Origin of the sequence: Enterobacter cloacae complex sp. 2024EL-00227 (assembly GCF_043945315.1) — a bacterium.
Lineage (GTDB): Bacteria > Pseudomonadota > Gammaproteobacteria > Enterobacterales > Enterobacteriaceae > Enterobacter > Enterobacter roggenkampii.
Window position 1 is genome coordinate 586162 of record NZ_JBIMQP010000001.1, and the last position, 17946, is coordinate 604107.

19 protein-coding genes and 1 pseudogene are annotated in these 17946 nt (G+C 52.9%); all 20 read left to right on the plus strand.

What is annotated here, in order from left to right; translation table 11 throughout:
- The first annotated feature begins 138 nt into the window (after positions 1 to 138).
- A complete protein-coding gene (locus tag ACHH0Z_RS02860) occupies positions 139 to 624 on the plus strand; it encodes a hypothetical protein (RefSeq protein ID WP_045407331.1) in 486 nt (161 codons plus the stop codon).
- A gap of 6 nt (positions 625 to 630) precedes the next feature.
- On the plus strand, positions 631 to 2145 hold the full coding sequence (locus ACHH0Z_RS02865) for a terminase large subunit (RefSeq protein WP_045407329.1): 1515 nt from the start codon (positions 631 to 633) through the stop codon (positions 2143 to 2145).
- On the plus strand, positions 2145 to 3419 hold the full coding sequence (locus tag ACHH0Z_RS02870; RefSeq protein ID WP_045407327.1) for a phage portal protein: 1275 nt from the start codon (positions 2145 to 2147) through the stop codon (positions 3417 to 3419). The genes ACHH0Z_RS02865 and ACHH0Z_RS02870 overlap by 1 nt, the downstream gene beginning before the upstream one ends.
- Positions 3420 to 3436: 17 nt before the next feature.
- On the plus strand, positions 3437 to 4114 hold the full coding sequence (locus tag ACHH0Z_RS02875) for an HK97 family phage prohead protease (protein WP_016063561.1): 678 nt from the start codon (positions 3437 to 3439) through the stop codon (positions 4112 to 4114).
- Between the two features lie 2 nt (positions 4115 to 4116).
- Positions 4117 to 5274, plus strand: a complete 1158-nt coding sequence (locus ACHH0Z_RS02880) for a phage major capsid protein (protein ID WP_047747470.1) — start codon at positions 4117 to 4119, stop codon at positions 5272 to 5274.
- Positions 5275 to 5308: 34 nt separating this feature from the next.
- Complete coding sequence (locus ACHH0Z_RS02885; RefSeq protein WP_084832237.1) at positions 5309 to 5635, plus strand: head-tail connector protein; 327 nt, start codon at positions 5309 to 5311, stop codon at positions 5633 to 5635.
- Positions 5635 to 5973, plus strand: a complete 339-nt coding sequence (locus ACHH0Z_RS02890) for a phage head closure protein (RefSeq protein WP_016042205.1) — start codon at positions 5635 to 5637, stop codon at positions 5971 to 5973. Before ACHH0Z_RS02885 ends, ACHH0Z_RS02890 begins: the two co-directional genes overlap by 1 nt.
- Positions 5970 to 6419: an HK97-gp10 family putative phage morphogenesis protein gene (locus tag ACHH0Z_RS02895; RefSeq protein ID WP_006809157.1), complete on the plus strand. Its 450-nt coding sequence runs from the start codon at positions 5970 to 5972 to the stop codon at positions 6417 to 6419. The genes ACHH0Z_RS02890 and ACHH0Z_RS02895 overlap by 4 nt, the downstream gene beginning before the upstream one ends.
- Complete coding sequence (locus ACHH0Z_RS02900) at positions 6416 to 6763, plus strand: DUF3168 domain-containing protein (RefSeq protein WP_045407322.1); 348 nt, start codon at positions 6416 to 6418, stop codon at positions 6761 to 6763. Before ACHH0Z_RS02895 ends, ACHH0Z_RS02900 begins: the two co-directional genes overlap by 4 nt.
- Before the next feature lie 59 nt (positions 6764 to 6822).
- A pseudogene (locus ACHH0Z_RS02905) lies at positions 6823 to 7242 on the plus strand (phage tail tube protein); the annotation flags it as partial.
- Positions 7243 to 7274: 32 nt separating this feature from the next.
- A complete protein-coding gene (locus ACHH0Z_RS02910) occupies positions 7275 to 7658 on the plus strand; it encodes a phage tail assembly chaperone (protein WP_001549114.1) in 384 nt (127 codons plus the stop codon).
- An 8-nt stretch (positions 7659 to 7666) separates the two neighbouring features.
- A complete protein-coding gene (locus tag ACHH0Z_RS02915; protein WP_006809154.1) occupies positions 7667 to 7945 on the plus strand; it encodes a DUF4035 domain-containing protein in 279 nt (92 codons plus the stop codon).
- 55 nt (positions 7946 to 8000) lie between these two features.
- Positions 8001 to 8336, plus strand: a complete 336-nt coding sequence (locus tag ACHH0Z_RS02920) for a zinc ribbon domain-containing protein (RefSeq protein ID WP_032665364.1) — start codon at positions 8001 to 8003, stop codon at positions 8334 to 8336.
- Positions 8337 to 8382: 46 nt separating this feature from the next.
- On the plus strand, positions 8383 to 11886 hold the full coding sequence (locus tag ACHH0Z_RS02925) for a phage tail tape measure protein (RefSeq protein WP_395149490.1): 3504 nt from the start codon (positions 8383 to 8385) through the stop codon (positions 11884 to 11886).
- Between the two features lie 2 nt (positions 11887 to 11888).
- Positions 11889 to 12227 (plus strand): phage tail protein, encoded by a 339-nt coding sequence (locus tag ACHH0Z_RS02930; RefSeq protein WP_000963855.1) that lies wholly within the window; start codon positions 11889 to 11891, stop codon positions 12225 to 12227.
- Positions 12224 to 12982, plus strand: coding sequence for a phage minor tail protein L (locus tag ACHH0Z_RS02935; RefSeq protein WP_045407314.1), 759 nt, complete (start codon positions 12224 to 12226; stop codon positions 12980 to 12982). The genes ACHH0Z_RS02930 and ACHH0Z_RS02935 overlap by 4 nt, the downstream gene beginning before the upstream one ends.
- A gap of 1 nt (position 12983) precedes the next feature.
- Positions 12984 to 13694 carry a C40 family peptidase gene (locus ACHH0Z_RS02940; RefSeq protein ID WP_045407310.1) on the plus strand — a complete coding sequence of 237 codons (711 nt, stop codon included), beginning with the start codon at positions 12984 to 12986 and terminating at the stop codon, positions 13692 to 13694.
- Positions 13695 to 13723: 29 nt separating this feature from the next.
- Positions 13724 to 14065, plus strand: a complete 342-nt coding sequence (locus tag ACHH0Z_RS02945; protein ID WP_032624416.1) for a hypothetical protein — start codon at positions 13724 to 13726, stop codon at positions 14063 to 14065.
- 43 nt (positions 14066 to 14108) lie between these two features.
- Complete coding sequence (locus ACHH0Z_RS02950; RefSeq protein ID WP_045407307.1) at positions 14109 to 14714, plus strand: tail assembly protein; 606 nt, start codon at positions 14109 to 14111, stop codon at positions 14712 to 14714.
- 53 nt (positions 14715 to 14767) lie between these two features.
- On the plus strand, positions 14768 to 17946 hold a 3179-nt coding region (locus ACHH0Z_RS02955), incomplete at its 3' end, for a host specificity protein J (protein WP_395149491.1).

Sequence of the window (17946 nt, forward strand, 5' to 3'; positions counted from 1 at the left end):
TGCAATGATATCAAATGAGAATGAATCGCATCAGGGCAGGGGGGGGCATCAAATCTTCAAAACCTTTGCCCCAAATGACCGCCGCCAAAGTTTGATTTTAACGCTAACCCGATTTTTTTAGTTTTAAGGTGTTGACATATGGCAGATAAACGAACCCGTTCCGACAGTTCGGCGGCAGCGGTTCAGGCCATGAAAAATGCAGCAGTGGACACCATCGATCCTCCGTCCCATGCAGGTTTGGAGAAAAAAGCCGAACCATTCTGGCATGACAATATCAGATCGAAAGCTCTGGACAGCTGGACGCCAGCCGACCTTTTGGCCGCCGTAGAACTGGCAAATAATCAGCTCTATATCACCGTTTTACGCAAGGATTTGCGCAAAGAAGAGCGAATTCGCGGAGAGGGCCGTGACGAAGGGCTTATCAAAGACCTACGCAAGCAGATTGTTGAGCTGCAGCGAACTATTCTGGCTCAGCGCCGTGACCTCCAGATCCATTCCCACGCAACCAACGGCGAAAGCCGCGACCAGAAGAAACGCAATCAGAATGATCGTGATGCACGAAATACCAAAAACGAGCATCAGGACCAGGACGACAACCTGATCGCCTTTCCCAAGCACGGATAAAAGACTATGACGCGAGGTGAGCGTGTAATAGCGTTCATTGAGCGCTTTTGCATCGTGCCGGAAGGCAAGCTTATCGGCCAGCCAATGAGGCTGGACCCCTTTCAGAAAGAATTCATCCTGGCGGTTTACGACAATCCAGCCGGAACGGATATGGCGATCCTCAGCATCGCCCGAAAAAATGGTAAGACTGGCCTAATTGCCGGAATTCTGCTGGCTCACCTGGTGGGGCCTGAAGCCGTGCAGAACACGCAGATTGTCAGCGGTGCACTCAGCCGGGAACAGGCGGCCATCGTTTTTAACCTTGCGGTGAAGATGGTTAACCTAAACCCCAAGCTGCAGGAGATTGTGCACATTACGCCAAGCGGCAAAAAGCTGATCGGCCTGCCGTGTAACGTCGAATACAAGGCCTTATCCGCAGAAGGTAAGACGACGCACGGCCTTTCCCCCATTCTGGCCATTCTCGATGAAACCGGGCAGGTTAGGGGACCACAGGATGATTTTATCGATGCAATAACTACGGCGCAGGGGGCCCACGAAAGCCCGCTGCTGATTGTTATCAGTACGCAGGCAGCAAACGATGCTGATCTGCTGAGCATCTGGATTGATGATGCGGTCAAATCGAAAGATCCGCACATCGTGTGCCACGTTTATGAAGCGCCAAAAGACGCTGATATCAGTAAACGCGAGTCCTGGCTGGCTGCGAACCCGGCGCTGGGAACATTCAGGTCAGAAAAAGACATGGCGCGCCAGGCTGAGAAAGCTGGCCGAATGCCAAGCTTCGAAAACACCTTCCGAAACCTCAACCTCAATCAGCGCGTTTCTACCGTATCGCCGTTTATCTCCCGCAGCGTGTGGGAGCTGTGCGGAGATATGCCGATTAACACGCCGAGGAAGTGGTACGCGGGGCTGGATCTGTCAGCCAGGAACGACTTAACGGCGCTGGTTATTGCTGGTGAAGCAGATGATGGTGTCTGGGATGTTTTCCCCTTCTTCTGGACACCGCAAAAGACTCTTGAAGAGCGAACCAAAACGGACCGCGCACCCTATGACGTCTGGGTGAGAGAGGGGTTGCTGCGCACCACGCCAGGCGCTTCGGTGGATTACTCATTCGTCGTTGCGGATATCGCTGAAATTATCGGTGATTTCGACCTTACGTCGATGGCTTTTGACCGCTGGCGCATTGACCAGTTCAGGAAGGATGCCGATGCCATTGGGCTGAGCCTCCCGCTGGTCGAGTTCGGCCAGGGCTTTAAGGATATGGGGCCAGCTGTAGACACACTGGAGTCTCTGATGCTTAACGGGCGTGTGAGGCATGGCATGCACCCCGTATTAACGATGTGTGCTGTGAATGCGGTGGTGGTGAAAGATGCTGCTGGCAACCGCAAGCTCGATAAATCCAAAGCAACGGGCCGTATTGATGGCATGGTCGCAATGACAATGTCCGTTGGTGCTGCTAATGGGGAAGTTACCGAACCGGGTGGTGACTTCGACGACTTTATTTTCCGACCGCTGAGCATGTGATGGAAGAACCTAAATACACGATTGACCTGCGAACCAATAACGGCTGGTGGGCAAGGCTGCAGTCCTGGTTTGTCGGCGGGCGTTTAGTCACCCCAAATCAGGGCTCACAGACGGGACCTGTTTCGGCCCACGGACACCTGGGCGATTCATCCATTAACGATGAACGGATACTGCAAATTTCGACGGTTTGGCGCTGCGTGAGCCTGATTTCAACGCTCACGGCATGCTTACCGCTTGATGTCTTCGAAACAGACGAGAATGACAACCGCAAAAAAGTGGGTTTGAGCAATCCGCTGGCGCGACTGCTGCGCTACTCACCGAATCAGTACATGACCGCCCAGGAATTCAGGGAGGCCATGACGATGCAGCTTTGTTTCTACGGTAACGCATATGCACTGGTGGACCGCAACAGCGCGGGTGACGTGATCAGCCTTCTCCCGCTTCAGTCTGCCAATATGGATGTGAAACTCGTCGGAAAAAAATTGGTTTATCGCTATCAACGCGACAGCGAATACGCCGACTTTTCGCAGAGAGAGATTTTTCACCTTAAAGGCTTCGGATTCACCGGGCTGGTCGGCCTGTCACCCATTGCTTTTGCCTGTAAATCAGCAGGTGTTGCAGTTGCGATGGAGGACCAGCAGCGAGATTTCTTTGCCAACGGCGCCAAGTCTCCGCAAATCCTCTCAACCGGCGAAAAAGTGCTGACTGAACAGCAGCGTTCGCAGGTCGAAGAGAACTTTAAAGAGATAGCCGGCGGCCCGGTAAAAAAACGCCTCTGGATTCTGGAAGCGGGCTTTTCTACCTCAGCAATTGGCGTAACGCCACAGGATGCCGAAATGATGGCGTCCCGAAAATTTCAGGTCAGCGAGCTGGCGCGGTTCTTTGGCGTACCGCCTCACCTTGTCGGCGACGTTGAGAAGTCAACGAGCTGGGGATCGGGTATCGAGCAGCAGAATCTCGGCTTCCTGCAGTACACGCTGCAGCCCTATATCTCCCGGTGGGAAAACAGCATTCAGCGATGGCTGATCCCGTCTAATGATGTCGGTCGCCTGCATGCTGAGCACAATCTTGATGGTCTGCTGAGGGGCGATTCTGCCTCCCGTGCCGCGTTCATGAAGGCAATGGGAGAGTCCGGCCTCCGTACCATCAACGAAATGCGCCGAACGGACAACATGCCGCCATTACCTGGTGGCGATGTGGCGATGCGACAGGCGCAGTATGTGCCAATTACCGACTTAGGAACCAACAAAGAGCCCCGTAATGACGGGGCTTAATTTTTATGGGGGCCGTGATGCCTGAAATCGTAAAAACGCTGTCTTTCGACGAGACAGAAATCAAGTTCACCGGTGACGGGAAGCAGGGGATTTTCGAAGGCTATGCCTCAGTTTTCAATAACACCGATTCCGATGGCGACATCATTCTGCCCGGGGCGTTTAAGAACGCACTGGCGAACCAGACCCGCAAAGTGGCGATGTTTTTCAACCACAAGACGTGGGAGCTGCCGGTTGGTAAATGGGACAGCCTGGCCGAAGACGAAAAAGGCCTGTATGTGCGCGGTCAACTTACCCCAGGGCACAGCGGCGCCGCCGACCTGAAAGCTGCAATGCAGCACGGTACGGTTGAGGGTATGTCGGTTGGCTTTTCCGTTGCGAAAGACGATTACACCATCATTCCAACAGGCCGCATTTTTAAGAATATCCAGGCTCTGCGCGAAATCAGCGTCTGCACTTTCCCCGCCAACGAACAGGCTGGCATCGCAGCCATGAAAAGTGTCGATGGCATTGAAACGATTCGTGATGTGGAGAACTGGCTGAGGGATTCAGTCGGGCTCACCAAATCACAGGCAGTTGGGTTAATAGCCCGGTTTAAGTCAGCGATTCGGAGCGAGTCCGAGGGCGACGGAAACGAAGCACAAATCAACGCTCTGCTTCAGAGCATTAAATCTTTCCCTTCCAATTTAGGTAATTAATTATGTCTGAACTCGCTCTCATTCAAAAAGCAATCGAAGAATCCCAGCAGAAAATGACCCAGCTGTTCGATGCGCAGAAAGCTGAAATCGAAAGCACGGGCCAGGTTTCCAAACAGCTGCAGTCCGACCTGGCAAAAGTACAGGAAGAACTGTCCAAATCCGGTACCCGCCTCTTCGATCTGGAACAGAAACTGGCTTCCGGTGCTGAAAATCCGGGTGAGAAGAAATCCTTCTCTGAACGTGCTGCTGAAGAGCTCATCAAGTCATGGGACGGTAAACAGGGCACCTTCGACGCGAAGACGTTTAACAAGTCTCTCGGCAGTGACGCTGATTCTGCTGGCTCACTGATCCAGCCGATGCAGATCCCTGGCATCATCATGCCGGGCCTGCGCCGTCTGACTATTCGTGACCTGCTGGCTCAGGGCCGCATTTCCAGCAACGCTCTCGAATACGTGCGTGAAGAGGTGTTTACCAATAACGCCGACGTAGTGGCAGAGAAGGCGCTTAAGCCAGAGTCGGATATCACCTTCAGCAAACAGACCGCGAACGTAAAGACCATCGCGCACTGGGTGCAGGCATCACGTCAGGTGATGGACGATGCGCCAATGCTGCAGTCATACGTCAACAACCGCCTCATGTACGGTCTGGCGCTGAAGGAAGAAGGCCAGCTGCTGAACGGCGACGGCACCGGGGATAACCTGGAAGGTCTGAACAAAGTGGCAACCGCCTACGACACCTCGCTGAACGCCACCGGCGACACCCGCGCTGACATTATCGCTCACGCCATTTATCAGGTGACCGAATCTGAGTTTAGCGCTTCCGGTATCGTCCTGAACCCGCGCGACTGGCACAACATTGCGCTGCTGAAAGACAATGAAGGCCGTTATATTTTCGGCGGCCCTCAGGCGTTTACCAGCAACATCATGTGGGGGCTGCCGGTAGTTCCGACTAAGGCACAGGCCGCCGGTACCTTTACGGTGGGCGGTTTCGATATGGCCTCTCAGGTGTGGGATCGCATGGATGCCACCGTGGAAGTAAGCCGTGAAGACCGCGATAACTTCGTGAAAAACATGCTGACCATCCTGTGCGAAGAGCGCCTGGCGCTGGCGCACTATCGCCCGACGGCAATCATCAAGGGCACTTTCTCTTCTGGCTCATGATGGAGGAGGGCGGGGTAACCCGCCCTTTTAACGTATGGCGATAGAAGTTTTGGATGTAATTAGCCTCCCCCTTTTCAAACAGCAGATTGAGTTTGAGGAGGATGACAGGGACGAGCTGATCACGCTGTACGCACAGGCAGCCTTTGACTACTGCTACCGGTGGTGTGATGAACCGGCATGGAAAGCGGCAACTGACATTCCTGCAGCAGTGAAGGGCGCCGTACTGCTGGTGTTTGCGGACATGTTCGAGCACAGGACCGCGCAGAGTGAAGTACAGCTTTATGAGAACGCCGCCGCAGAACGGATGATGTTCATCCATCGCAACTGGCGCGGTAAATCTGAACCTGAGGAGGGCTCCTGATGGAACCTGGACGATTCAGGCACCGGGTAAAAATTCTCACCTTCACGACTTCGCGCGATCCATCTGGTCAGCCGGTTGAATCGTGGACTGGTGGCAACCCGGTCCCGGCTGAGGTAAAGGGGATCAGCGGCAGAGAGCAGCTTTCAGGCGGCGCGGAAACGGCGCAGGCAACCATTCGCGTCTGGATGCGCTTCAGGTCAGAGCTGAACGCCTCTTCTCGTCTGGAAGTGCTCAGCGGCCCGTATAAAGGTCAGGTGCTAAATATCATCGGTCCTCCTGTAGCAAATGCGACTGGCACTCGCCTGGAAATTCTTTGCAAAACGGGAGCTGAAAAATGATTGAGACGAGCCTCGATTTTTCCGGGCTGAATGACATCGCAAAGGATCTGGAGGCGCTTAGCCGCGCTGAAAACAACAAGGTTCTGCGAGATGCTACGCGCGCCGGCGCCGAAGTGCTTAAGGAAGAAGTGATCGCCCGCGCGCCGGTGCGTACCGGGAAACTGAAAAAAAACGTGGTGGTGGTGACCCAAAAAAGCCGCCGCCGCGGGGAGATTTCTTCCGGCGTCCATATTCGTGGCGTTAACCCGCGCACCGGCAACAGCGATAACACGATGAAGGCGAATAACCCGAGAAACGCCTTTTACTGGCGATTCGTTGAACTGGGCACCGCGAACATGCCTGCACATCCGTTTGTGCGACCCGCTTACGATACGCGCGAGGAAGAGGCCGCCAGCGTCGCCATTGCCAGGATGAATCAGGCTATTGATGAGGTACTGAGCAAGTGAATGAAGATAATATCTACGCCTTGCTTTCTACCCTGGCAGAGGGAAGGGTATACCCCTATGTTGCGCCATTAGGTAGTGACGGGAAACCGTCTGTCTCTCCACCCTGGATTATCTTTTCCATCGTCGATGATGTTTCCGCTGACGTGCTGTGTGGCCAGGCAGAGAGCAGGGTTTCCGTTCAGGTCGATGTGTATTCCACTTCGATCGCTGAATCACGATCCCTGAGAGATTTGGCGCTCGCTTCGCTTGAGCCGTTAAATCCTACAGAGGTGGTAAAAATCCCCGGGTACGAGCCAGATTATCGGCTCTACCGTGCCACCCTGGATTTTAAAGTTACCCCCTGACAATTAATTCACCCAACGAACCCGCCTGATGGCGGGTTTTCTTTTTCCAGGAGACAGCTATGTCTGCACTTTATGAAAAATCGCAGCTGACGAAGATCCTTATTTCCTCCCTGCCAGCCACCAAAGAAACGATGGATTCCGCAACCTTCCTCGATCTGAGTTGCACCATCAAAGAAATTCAGTTCACCGGTGGTCAGAAGCAGGATATCGACGTAACAACACTTTGCTCTACCGAGCAGGAGAACATCAACGGCCTGCCTTCTCCGTCAGAAATCTCTCTGTCCGGCAACTTCTACAAGAATCCGGCGCAGGACGCCTTGCGTGAGGCGTATGACAACGATACGACCTACGCTTTCCAGGTTATCTTCCCGTCCGGCAAGGGCTTTAAGTTCCTGGCTGAAATCCGCCAGCACACCTGGTCTTCCGGTACCAACGGCGTAGTGGCGGCAACGTTCTCCCTGCGCCTGAAAGGTAAGCCTGAAAACATCGAGTCTGGCTCCTGAGAGGTCTCATGAAGAATATTAAAAATCTCGCCCTGGCTAAGATGTCGGGATTTCGTCATAAGACGGTCGCCGTTCCTGAGTGGGAAGGCGTCAAAGTGGTTCTCCGTGAGCCGTCAGGTGAAGCCTGGCTGCGCTGGCAGGAAGTGGTGAAAGCGGGTGCTGATGATGAAAATGTGTCGGTATCGGAAAAGGCACACCGTAATCTTTGCGCTGACGTGGTGCTCTTCATTGACGTTCTGTGTGACACCGATAAGCAACCGGTATTCAGCGTAGACGAAGAAGAGCAGGTGCGTGAAATCTACGGCCCCGTCCATTCACGCCTGCTCAAACAGGCGCTTGACCTGATCAACAACGCGGACGAAGCGCGGGAAAAGTCTCAACCCCCGGCGTAAAGTTTCTGATGTCGCTTGCGCTCCGGATGGGGCGCACGCTCTCAGAGCTTCGGCAGAATATGACGGCAAGCGAGCTTCTGATGTGGATTGAGTACGACAGGCAAAGTCCGGTTGGCGATATTCGTGGTGACATTCAGGCCGCCCAGCTCGTCTCTGCCATCTACGGCTCGCAGGGGGCAAAAGTACCGCTGGACGATGCGATCCTGCGCTGGGGTGGTGACGAGCAATCAGAACCGAAGGACCCGTTTGCAGGGCTTGAGGCTGCACTTACAGCTGCAACTCAGTGACTTTTTACCCAGAAAACATTAGGATTTTAGCCACTAATAATTCTGGGGATAGAAAATGGAAATTTTACTTGTTTCAATTGTAATAGGCTTAGTTCCAGCCTTAATAGCTCAAAGCAAAGGCCGCTCTTTCTTTGCTTGGTGGGTTTATGGTGCATTGCTGTTTATTATTGCCTTTGTACACTCGCTGGTAATTAAAAAAGATGTTGCAGCTGAAGAAAAAGACTTAATTGAAAATGAGGGTATGAAAAAGTGTCCGTTCTGTGCGGAAATAATCAAAAACGCAGCCATTAAATGTAAACATTGTGGCAGTGATTTGATGGCCGAATCACCTCCGGCTAAAACCGATGAAGAATACCTTGAAGAAGCCAGGCAAAAGGTCTGGAAACAATAAAAATAAAACCGCTTCGGCGGTTTTTTTACGTCTGGAGTTTGGATAAATGGCAACCTTACGCGAATTAATAATCAAAATTTCCGCCAATTCTCAATCTTTCCAGACGGAAATTTCCCGCGCCTCACGAATGGGGCAGGATTATTACCGCACCATGCAGAATGGCGGTCGGCAGGCCGCCGCTGCTGCCAGAGAGAGCGAAAGGGCGCTCTCTGATTTGACCGCCGGATTTGCATCTGCTGGAAGGGCTGCCGCCGCAGCTACGGCAGCCTTTGCAACGGGTAAAATTGTGCAGATTGCTGATGAATGGAACTCCGTAAACGCTCGTCTCAAACAGGCATCATCTTCTGCTGATGATTTTGCCGCTTCACAGCGTCAGTTAATGGAAATCAGCCAAAGAACCGGCACGGCATTTTCAGATAACGCAAACCTTTTTTCCCGCGCAGCAGCCTCAATGCGCGAGTACGGCTATAGCTCTGACGAAGTTCTGAAAATTACAGAAGCTGTCTCTACCGGCCTAAAACTTTCTGGGGCTAACACTCAGGAGGCGAGTTCTGTTATCACTCAGTTCAGCCAGGCGCTCGCACAAGGCGTTCTTCGCGGTGAAGAATTTAATGCCGTTAACGAAGCCGGTGATCGGGTAATCCGCGCTCTGGCTGCGGGAATGGGTGTAGCCCGCAAAGACCTGAAGAGCATGGCTGACCAGGGACAGCTTACGATTGATAAGGTTGTCCCAGCTTTAATGAGCCAGTTAGGAGCGTTGCAGGGCGAATTTGCCAGCATGCCACAAACGGTTTCCGGGTCACTTCAAAAAGTAACTAACTCATTCATGGCCTGGGTTGGCGGTGTAAACCAGGCTACCGGTGCTACTGATGCGTTGTCTGGCGGATTGGATAATGTTGCCCAGACGCTTGATTCTTTTACCTCATCAGCAGTGAGCGGCACACTGAATGACGTTGCTGACAACATGTCCACAATAACAACAGTGGCTGGGGCGCTAGTTGGCGTGGGGCTTGCACGCTATCTAAGCGGAGTTGTAACCAGCGCCACGAGTGCAACAGGTGCGCTAATTTCAGCCGCTAAGTCAGAGGTTGCACTTGCTGTTGCGCAGGATAAAGCAGCTCAGTCTGCTGTTGCAGCTTCAAGGGCAGAAGTTTATCGAGCCCAGCAAGCTGTTCAGCGATCGCGAAGCGCAGATGTTCAGGCCGCCCAGCAAGAGAAAATTGCGGCGGCAGAGGCAAAAGTTACAGCAGCTCAAGCCAGGCTGAATACCGCTCTTGCAAGTGGCACCGCCACAGAAAAAGTCAGGGCCAGAACTGCGCTTGAGCGTGCGCAGGCAGGTCTGGTGGCTGCAAAAAATGCCGACGCTCAGGCTATTGCTGAAAGACGACTGGCTTCTGCGGAGGCGGCCAGAGACAGGAATCTGGCAAATCGCGTCTCCACCCAGCGAAATCTCAACAATGTAACATCAGTTGGTACTCGCCTGATGAGTGGTGCGCTTGGCCTGATTGGCGGCGTGCCGGGTCTGGTGATGCTGGGAGCAGGAGCCTGGTATGCGATGTATCAGAATCAGGAGCAGGCCCGTCGTTCGGCGCAGGAATACGCCACCACGATTGATGAAGTCAGTAAAAAGTCGAAGGCAATGTCTTTGCCTGAAGCTTCAGACAATGCTGAGAAGACGCGCGCAGCATTGAATGAGCAGAACAGGCTGATAGATGAACAAAAGAGCAAGATCGAAAATCTGAAAGAGCAGATAGCTGGTTATCAGTCAGTGATCAGTAATCCCGGTCCAACGACCAGCGGTGGTTTCATGATTAACCACCTTACATCTTTGGATACCGTGACCCGTGGACTGGCTACAGCCACTGAACAGTTATCTGTTGAGCAGGAAAGACTTGCTCAGATGCAGGAGAAATCTGCATCTATCCAACAGGTTCTTGAAGGTCTTGAGCATCGGCGTGTGACGTTAATTCGGGAGGAGGCGGCAAATCAGAACCGGGCTTATCAATCACTTCTGTTGATGAATGGGCAGCACGATGAACTTAATCGATTGCTCGGTCTGGGTAACCAACTCCTTATGGCCCGGCAAGGGCTGGCTAACGTCCCGCTCAGACTCCCTCAGGCCGACCTCGACAAAAAACAAACCGATGCCCTCGAAAAGAGCCGCCGGGATCTGGAGTTGTCACGCCTGAAGGGTGAAGCAAAAGAGCGCCTGAGACTGAGTTATGCAGCCGATGACCTGGGGTTAACCAGTGATCCGCAATTCCAGACAGGCCGTCAGGAGTTGATTAATAACGGTCTTGCTGAATGGCGGAATAATGAGGCCAACAAACCTAAGGCGAAGGGCGGTAAAACCGAAGGCGAGAAAACCGAGGATGTGTATAAGCGCCTTATCAAGCAGCAAAAAGAGCAGATTGCCCTGCAAGGCCAGAATACTGAACTGGCGAAGGTTAAATACCAGGTCAGCCAAGGCGAACTTGCTTCTCTGACAGAAGCCCAGAAAAAGACGGTATTGCAGAATGCTGCGCTGATTGACCAGGTTAAATTACGTGAGCAACTGCGAAATTACGAAGCCAACCTTGCTGACAGTAACGCAAGCGCCCGCGCAGCCAATGAAGCGCAACTGCTGGGCTACGGGCAGGGAACCAGGTTCCGTGAAAGACTTCAGGAGCAGTTCAATCTGCGTAAGGAGTTTGAGCAGAAGAATACCGATCTTCTCCGCCAGCGTCAGGCTGGTGAAATCGACGAGACGTTCTATCAGCATGGGCTGGCACTTAATAAGCGCTACCTCGAAGAGCGCCTGCGCGACCAGGAGGGATATTACGCAGCTTCTGATGCGCAGCGTGACGACTGGATGACGGAACTGTCTGAGGGTTATGCGAACTGGGTGGACGAAGCTACTGATTATTCTTCCATGGCCGCTGACGGCATGAAGCAGGCCATGGGTGGCGCGGTCACCACGATCACCGACATGCTCAATGGCAACGTTGACAGCTGGAAGGACTGGGGCGTGAGCGTACTGAAGATTATCCAGAACGTTCTGGTGAACATGGCTGTTGCTAATGGCGTCAGCTCAATTGGATCACTGTTCAGTTTTGGTGCCTCGTCAGCCGCAACCGCCAGCAGCGGTACCGCTATTCAGAATGCTGGCGCGAACTTTACCTTTAATGCGAAGGGTAATGTTTACGACTCTCCGTCCCTGAGCGCTTACAGCAATGGCGTTTTCCAGACGCCTCAGCTGTTTGCTTTTGCCAAAGGCGCAGGGGTTTTTGCCGAGGCTGGTCCGGAAGCCATTATGCCGCTTACGCGCGCCGCTGATGGTTCTCTCGGCGTTCGTGCGGTCGGAGGTGGCGGAGGTCAGTCCGTATCGTCGGCGCCACAGGTTTATATCACCATCGATGGTAACGGCAACACTCAAACTCAGGCCTCGCCAGGCCTTGAGCAATTTGGTGCCGAGGTCGGGGAATTTGTTGATCGTCGTTATAAGCAGAATGTGATGCGTGACATTCGTCCCGGCGGCGACATCTGGAACGCAATGAAAGGAACCCGATAATTATGGCCATTGAAACTTTCACCTGGTGCCCACGAATTAACGCTGAGGCTGATACAAGTTTCCGCGTCAGGAAAGCCCAATTTGGCGATGGATATGAGCAGGTTTCAGGGGATGGATTGAACACCAGAACTCAGCAGTGGACGCTTAACTTCACTGGCAACGAAACCTACATTTCTGCCATTAAATCTTTTCTCGACAGGCATGAAGGAACGAAAGCCTTTCAATGGAAGCCACCGCTCGAACCTTTGGGTTTGTATCGTTGCGAAACGTATAAACCCACCGGGCTTGGCGCGGGGAAATTCAACCTTGAAGCAACATTCATCCAGGCATTTAAACCATGAGCTTAAACGCAGATTATCAGAAGCTGGAATCCGGAAACGATGTTCGTCTGATTGAGGTGGACGGTTCTTCCTTTGGGCTAACGGACGTTCTCCGCTTTCACAATTACAGCATTCCCCACACGGAAGCGGAAATCATCGCCGCTGGTGGGGATGAGTCCAAGCTTCCGGCGAAACCAATCTGGTGGCAGGGAAATGAATACGCCGCCTGGCCGTATCAGCTGGAAGGCCTGGAAAAATCAACCAGTGGGAGCAATGCAACGCCATCACTGACGGTTGCGAACATCGAAAGCTCTATTTCTGCCCTGTGTCTTGCCTATGACGATCTGCTGCAGGCGAAAGTCACTATTCACGACACAAAAGAGAAATATCTCGATGCCAGAAATTTCGCGGACGGCAACCCCACAGCAGACCCGACTCAGGAAAAGCTGCAGGTCTGGTATATCGACGGGAAAACGGGCGAGCTTGCCGGTGAAACCGTTGAATTTGTTCTGTCCAGCCCGATGGACCTGCAGGGGCAAATGATCCCGACGCGACAGCTTCATTCCCTGTGTACCTGGTGCATCCGGAATAAATATCGTACCGGCGACGGCTGCGACTATGCCGGCACCCGCTATTTCGACAAAAACAACAACCCGGTAAGCGATCCGTCGCTGGATGAATGCAACGGCACGCTGACGGCCTGCAAACTCCGATTCGGCGAAAATAACGAACTCTCGTTTGGTGGCTTCCCGGGCACGTCTTTGATCAGGAGTTGATATGCGTCAGAAAACCATCGATGAGATTATGGCGCATGCTGCAGCTGAATACCCTCTTGAGTGTTGCGGCGTGGTGGCGCAGAAAAGCCGCGTTGAACGTTATTTCCCGTGCCGGAATCTTGCCACGGCGCCGGAGGAAAATTTTGTCCTTTGCCCCGAAGACTACGCAGCTGCTGAGGACTGGGGAACGGTGATCGCCATCGTTCACAGTCACCCTGACGCCACAACGCAACCGAGCGAACTGGATAAAGCGCAATGCGACGCAACGCTTTTACCCTGGCATATTGTGAGCTGGCCGGAGGGTGATTTACGCACCATCCAGCCGCGCGGAGAACTGCCGCTGCTGGAGCGTCCGTTTGTGCTTGGACATTTCGACTGCTGGGGGCTGGTAATGAGCTATTTCCGGCAAACGCATGGTATCGAGCTCCACGATTACCGTGTGGATTATCCCTGGTGGGAAAACGACTATCCGGACAACTTCTATCATGATTGCTGGTATGAGTGCGGATTCCGTGAATTCGACGGACCACCGAAACCCGGTGATATGGTGATCATGCAGGTCCAGGCCGATAAGTGGAATCACGCGGGAATTCTGCTGGAGGGAAATATGCTGCTGCACCACCTGTACGGACATCTGAGCCAGCGCGTGCCGTATGGTGGCTACTGGCAGGAAAGGACGATGAAGATTCTACGTTACAAATCTCTGTGCTAACCTTTTGTAAAACCAAAGGGGATAGGGATATGAAAAAAACATTATTGGCACTTTCTTTGTTAATCATGGCTGGTTGTTCCAGTATGCAGGATCTCCGGAAGGAGCCAGCGTCAAATACTTTTCAATCGAAGAAACAAATTGACGCAGTAGCTGAATGCATACTCGCTGGATGGCAAGAAGAAAGCCAAAAATATGGAAGCGTTTTTATTCAGCCTTATGACGGTGGTAAAACTGTATTTACACAATCTCAACTTGAGATGGTTGATTTAATATCGGACGGCGGAATTACCAAGATTGAATTCCGTCATCAAGGTGGCCTATTTGCTTATCGAATCAACAGCCGGATTAAAGTAATAGAACGCTGTATCTAACCAAGACTTAACCCGCTTCGGCGGGTTTTTTTATGGTGAGAATATGAAAGAAGTAATGACAACAATTCAGCTCGGCGGAGTGTTAGGAAAGACCTTCGGTAGAACCCATCAAAGACTGATAGCGCGAACTGGTGAAGCTGCTATTGCTTTAAGTAAAACATTGCCCGGTTTCGAAAGCTTCATGATCAGCAGTAAACGTCGCGGATTAACTTTCGCGGTATTCAAAGGGAAAAAAAATATTGCAGCAGATGAGATGGGTTTTCCCTCTGAAGGCGATGTAGTAAGGATTATGCCTGTAATTATCGGTAGTAAACGCGCTGGTCTTTTTCAGACGATATTAGGAGCAGTTTTGATAGCTGCTGCTGTCTTTGTTTCTGGCGGAGTTGGCGCTGCGTTCGCTGCTGGTGGATTAACTGGGTTTGCTGCAGCAACTGGCGCCTCGTTGGTCCTCGGTGGGGTTATTCAGCTTCTTTCACCACAGCCATCAGGCATAGCCAGCAAACAAAGTGCAGATAACCGCGCATCCTACGCATTCGGTGGTGTAACAAACACCGCGGCGCAAGGCTACCCGGTACCGCTCCTTTATGGTCGCCGGCGGATAGGCGGAGCGATTATTTCTGCCGGAATTTATGTCGAAGATCAGCAGTAGATAACTAACCTTTTTTCTGGCCACCTTCGGGTGGCTTTTTTTATGGGCGCAATATGGCTACAGATAAAGTGTTAAAGGGCCGCAAGGGCGGCAGCTCAAGTTCCCGAACCCCTACCGAACAGCCTGATGATCTGCAATCTGTAGCGAAGGCAAAAATCCTCGTTGCGCTTGGGGAAGGGGAGTTTGCAGGGCAGCTAACCGGCAAAGATATCTACCTGGACGGAACAGCCCTGGAGAATGCTGACGGCTCCCAAAACTTCAGCGGCGTGACGTGGGAGTTTCGCGCTGGAACGCAGGCGCAAAAATATATTCAGGGTATTCCCGGTACCGAAAACGAAATCAGCGTGGGAACTGAGGTATCAAGCGCTACAGCCTGGACGCGCACGTTTACCAATACGCAGCTTTCAGCAGTTCGCCTGCGCCTGAAATGGCCCTCGCTTTTCAAACAGGAGGACGACGGCGATCTGGTGGGTTACTCGGTCAATTATGCGATTGACCTGCAGACGGACGGCGGGACATGGCAGACAGTCCTCAATACCAGTGTGACCGGGAAAACGACCTCAGGTTATGAACGTAGCCACCGTATTGATTTACCTCAGGCGGGCAGCACCTGGACAATCAGACTACGCAAAATTACCGCTGACGCCAACAGCGCGAAAATCGGCGACACGATGACGCTACAGAGCTTCACTGAGGTGATTGATGCGAAATTGCGATATCCGAATACCGCGCTGCTCTACATTGAATTCGACTCCAGCCAGTTTAATGGCTCTATACCTCAGATCTCCTGTGAGCCTCGTGGCCGCGTTATTCGGGTTCCTGATACTTACGACCCGGAAACCCGCTCTTACAGCGGGACATGGACCGGGGCGTTTAAGTGGGCATGGACGGATAACCCTGCGTGGATATTTTACGATCTGGTTGTTTCTGACCGGTTCGGCCTCGGTCACCGTTTGACTGCTGCTAACATCGATAAATGGACGCTTTATCAGGTCGCCCAGTATTGCGATCAGATGGTTCCGGACGGTAAGGGTGGCGATGGAACAGAACCACGCTATACCTGCAACGTGTACATCCAGGACCGAAACGACGCTTATACAGTCCTGCGTGATTTTGCGGCCATATTCCGTGGCATGACGTACTGGGGTGGCGATCAGATCGTTGCTCTGGCCGATATGCCCCGTGATGTGGATTACAGCTACACGCGCGCTAACGTTGTTGGCGGTCGCTTCACCTATTCGAGCAGCACCACGAAAAGCCGCTACACCACAGCGCTGGTTTCATGGTCAGACCCGGGAAACGCTTATGCCGACGCGATGGAGCCGGTATTTGAGCAGGCGCTGGTGGCGCGATACGGCTTCAATCAGCTGGAAATGACAGCCATCGGCTGCACCAGGCAGTCAGAAGCGAACCGAAAGGGGCGCTGGGGTATTCTCACCAACAACAAGGATCGCGTTGTTTCGTTTGATGTCGGGCTGGACGGCAACATTCCGCAGCCGGGCTATATCATCGCCGTGGCAGACGAGCTGCTTTCCGGAAAGGTTATGGGCGGCCGCATCAGCGCCGTTAACGGTCGCGTTATCAAACTAGACCGCGTGGCAGATGCAGCTGCAGGTGATCGCCTTATTCTCAACCTACCTTCCGGAGCATCGCAGAGCAGGACCATTCAGGCCGTGAACGGTGAATCAGTCACAGTCACCACGGCATACAGTGAGACGCCACAGGCCGAAGCTGTTTGGGTGGTTGAATCTGACGAGCTTTACGCGCAGCAGTATCGTGTTGTCAGCGTTTCTGATAACGATGATGGCACCTTCTCGATTACCGCCGCATGGCACGACCCGGATAAATATGACCGTATTGATACCGGAGCCATCATTGACCAGCGGCCGGTGAGTGTGATCCCGCCGGGTAACCAGTCGCCACCTTCGAACATAGTGATCAGCTCGTTTTCCGTGGTGCAACAAAATATCAGCGTTGAGACCATGCGCGTGAGCTGGGACCAGGCGCAGAACGCTATCGCCTATGAAGCGCAATGGCGCCGCAACGACGGGAACTGGGTTAACGTGCCGCGCAGCTCCACCACGTCATTCGATGTCCCGGGGATTTATGCCGGGCGCTACCTGGTGCGCGTGCGCGCAATTAATGCCGCTGAAATTTCCTCAGGATGGGGATATTCAGAAGAGAAGACACTGACCGGCAAAGTAGGTAATCCGCCTAAGCCAGTAGGATTCACAGCCACGGGCATTAACTGGGGGATTCGTCTTAACTGGGGTTTCCCGGCAAACACCGGCGATACGCTAAAAACGGAAATTCAGTACACTGCCAACAGTGACTTTTCAGATCCACTCTTGCTCTCAGACGTGCCTTATCCATCTGCGGAATACACCCAGCTCGGCCTTAAAGCAGGGCAGGAATTCTGGTACCGCGCGCAGCTGGTCGACAGAACGGGTAACGAGTCTGGGTATACCGACTGGATCAGGGGGATGTCTAACGATAACGCCGATGATTATCTTGGAGATATCGCAGACGATTTCCTAACCTCTGCCGACGGGGAACGCCTCACCGGTGACATCGATACCAACATTGAGGGAATTCTACAGAACGCCCTGGCGAACCACGGAACTGTTGAGCACCAGTGGGCACAATACGGAGAAGTGCGTGCCGATATTCTGGTGGTTAAAACGACGATTGCTGAAGTTGATAATGCAATGGCCGAACTGTCAACGCAGGTGCAGGCGCAGATTGATGATGTTACTGCAGCACTGGAGGACAAACTTACCGCCGTCGTTGATGCCTCTGGCGCTTCGGCTATCTACACCCTCAAAACAGGCGTGAGGATAAACGGCATCATGTATAACGCCGGGATGTCGATTGCCGTTCTGGCGCAGGCAGGGCAGCCGATTGTTACCCGAGTAGGTTTCAACGCTAACCAGTTCGTGCTGATGAGTGGCAGTGGCGATACCCAGTATTCGCCGTTCGCTGTGGTTAATGGACAGGTCTTTATCAGCTCAGCGTTTATTCAGGATGGCACGATCACCAATGCCAAAATCGGTAACTTTATCCAGTCCAACAATTATGTTGCAGGGTCTGTCGGATGGAGGCTGGATAAATCAGGAACATTTGAGAACTACGGTTCGACAGCTGGAGAGGGAGCCATGAAACAGACAAACCAGACAATCAGTGTGCGTGACGCCAACAATGTGTTGAGGGTGCAGATCGGGAGAATCACGGG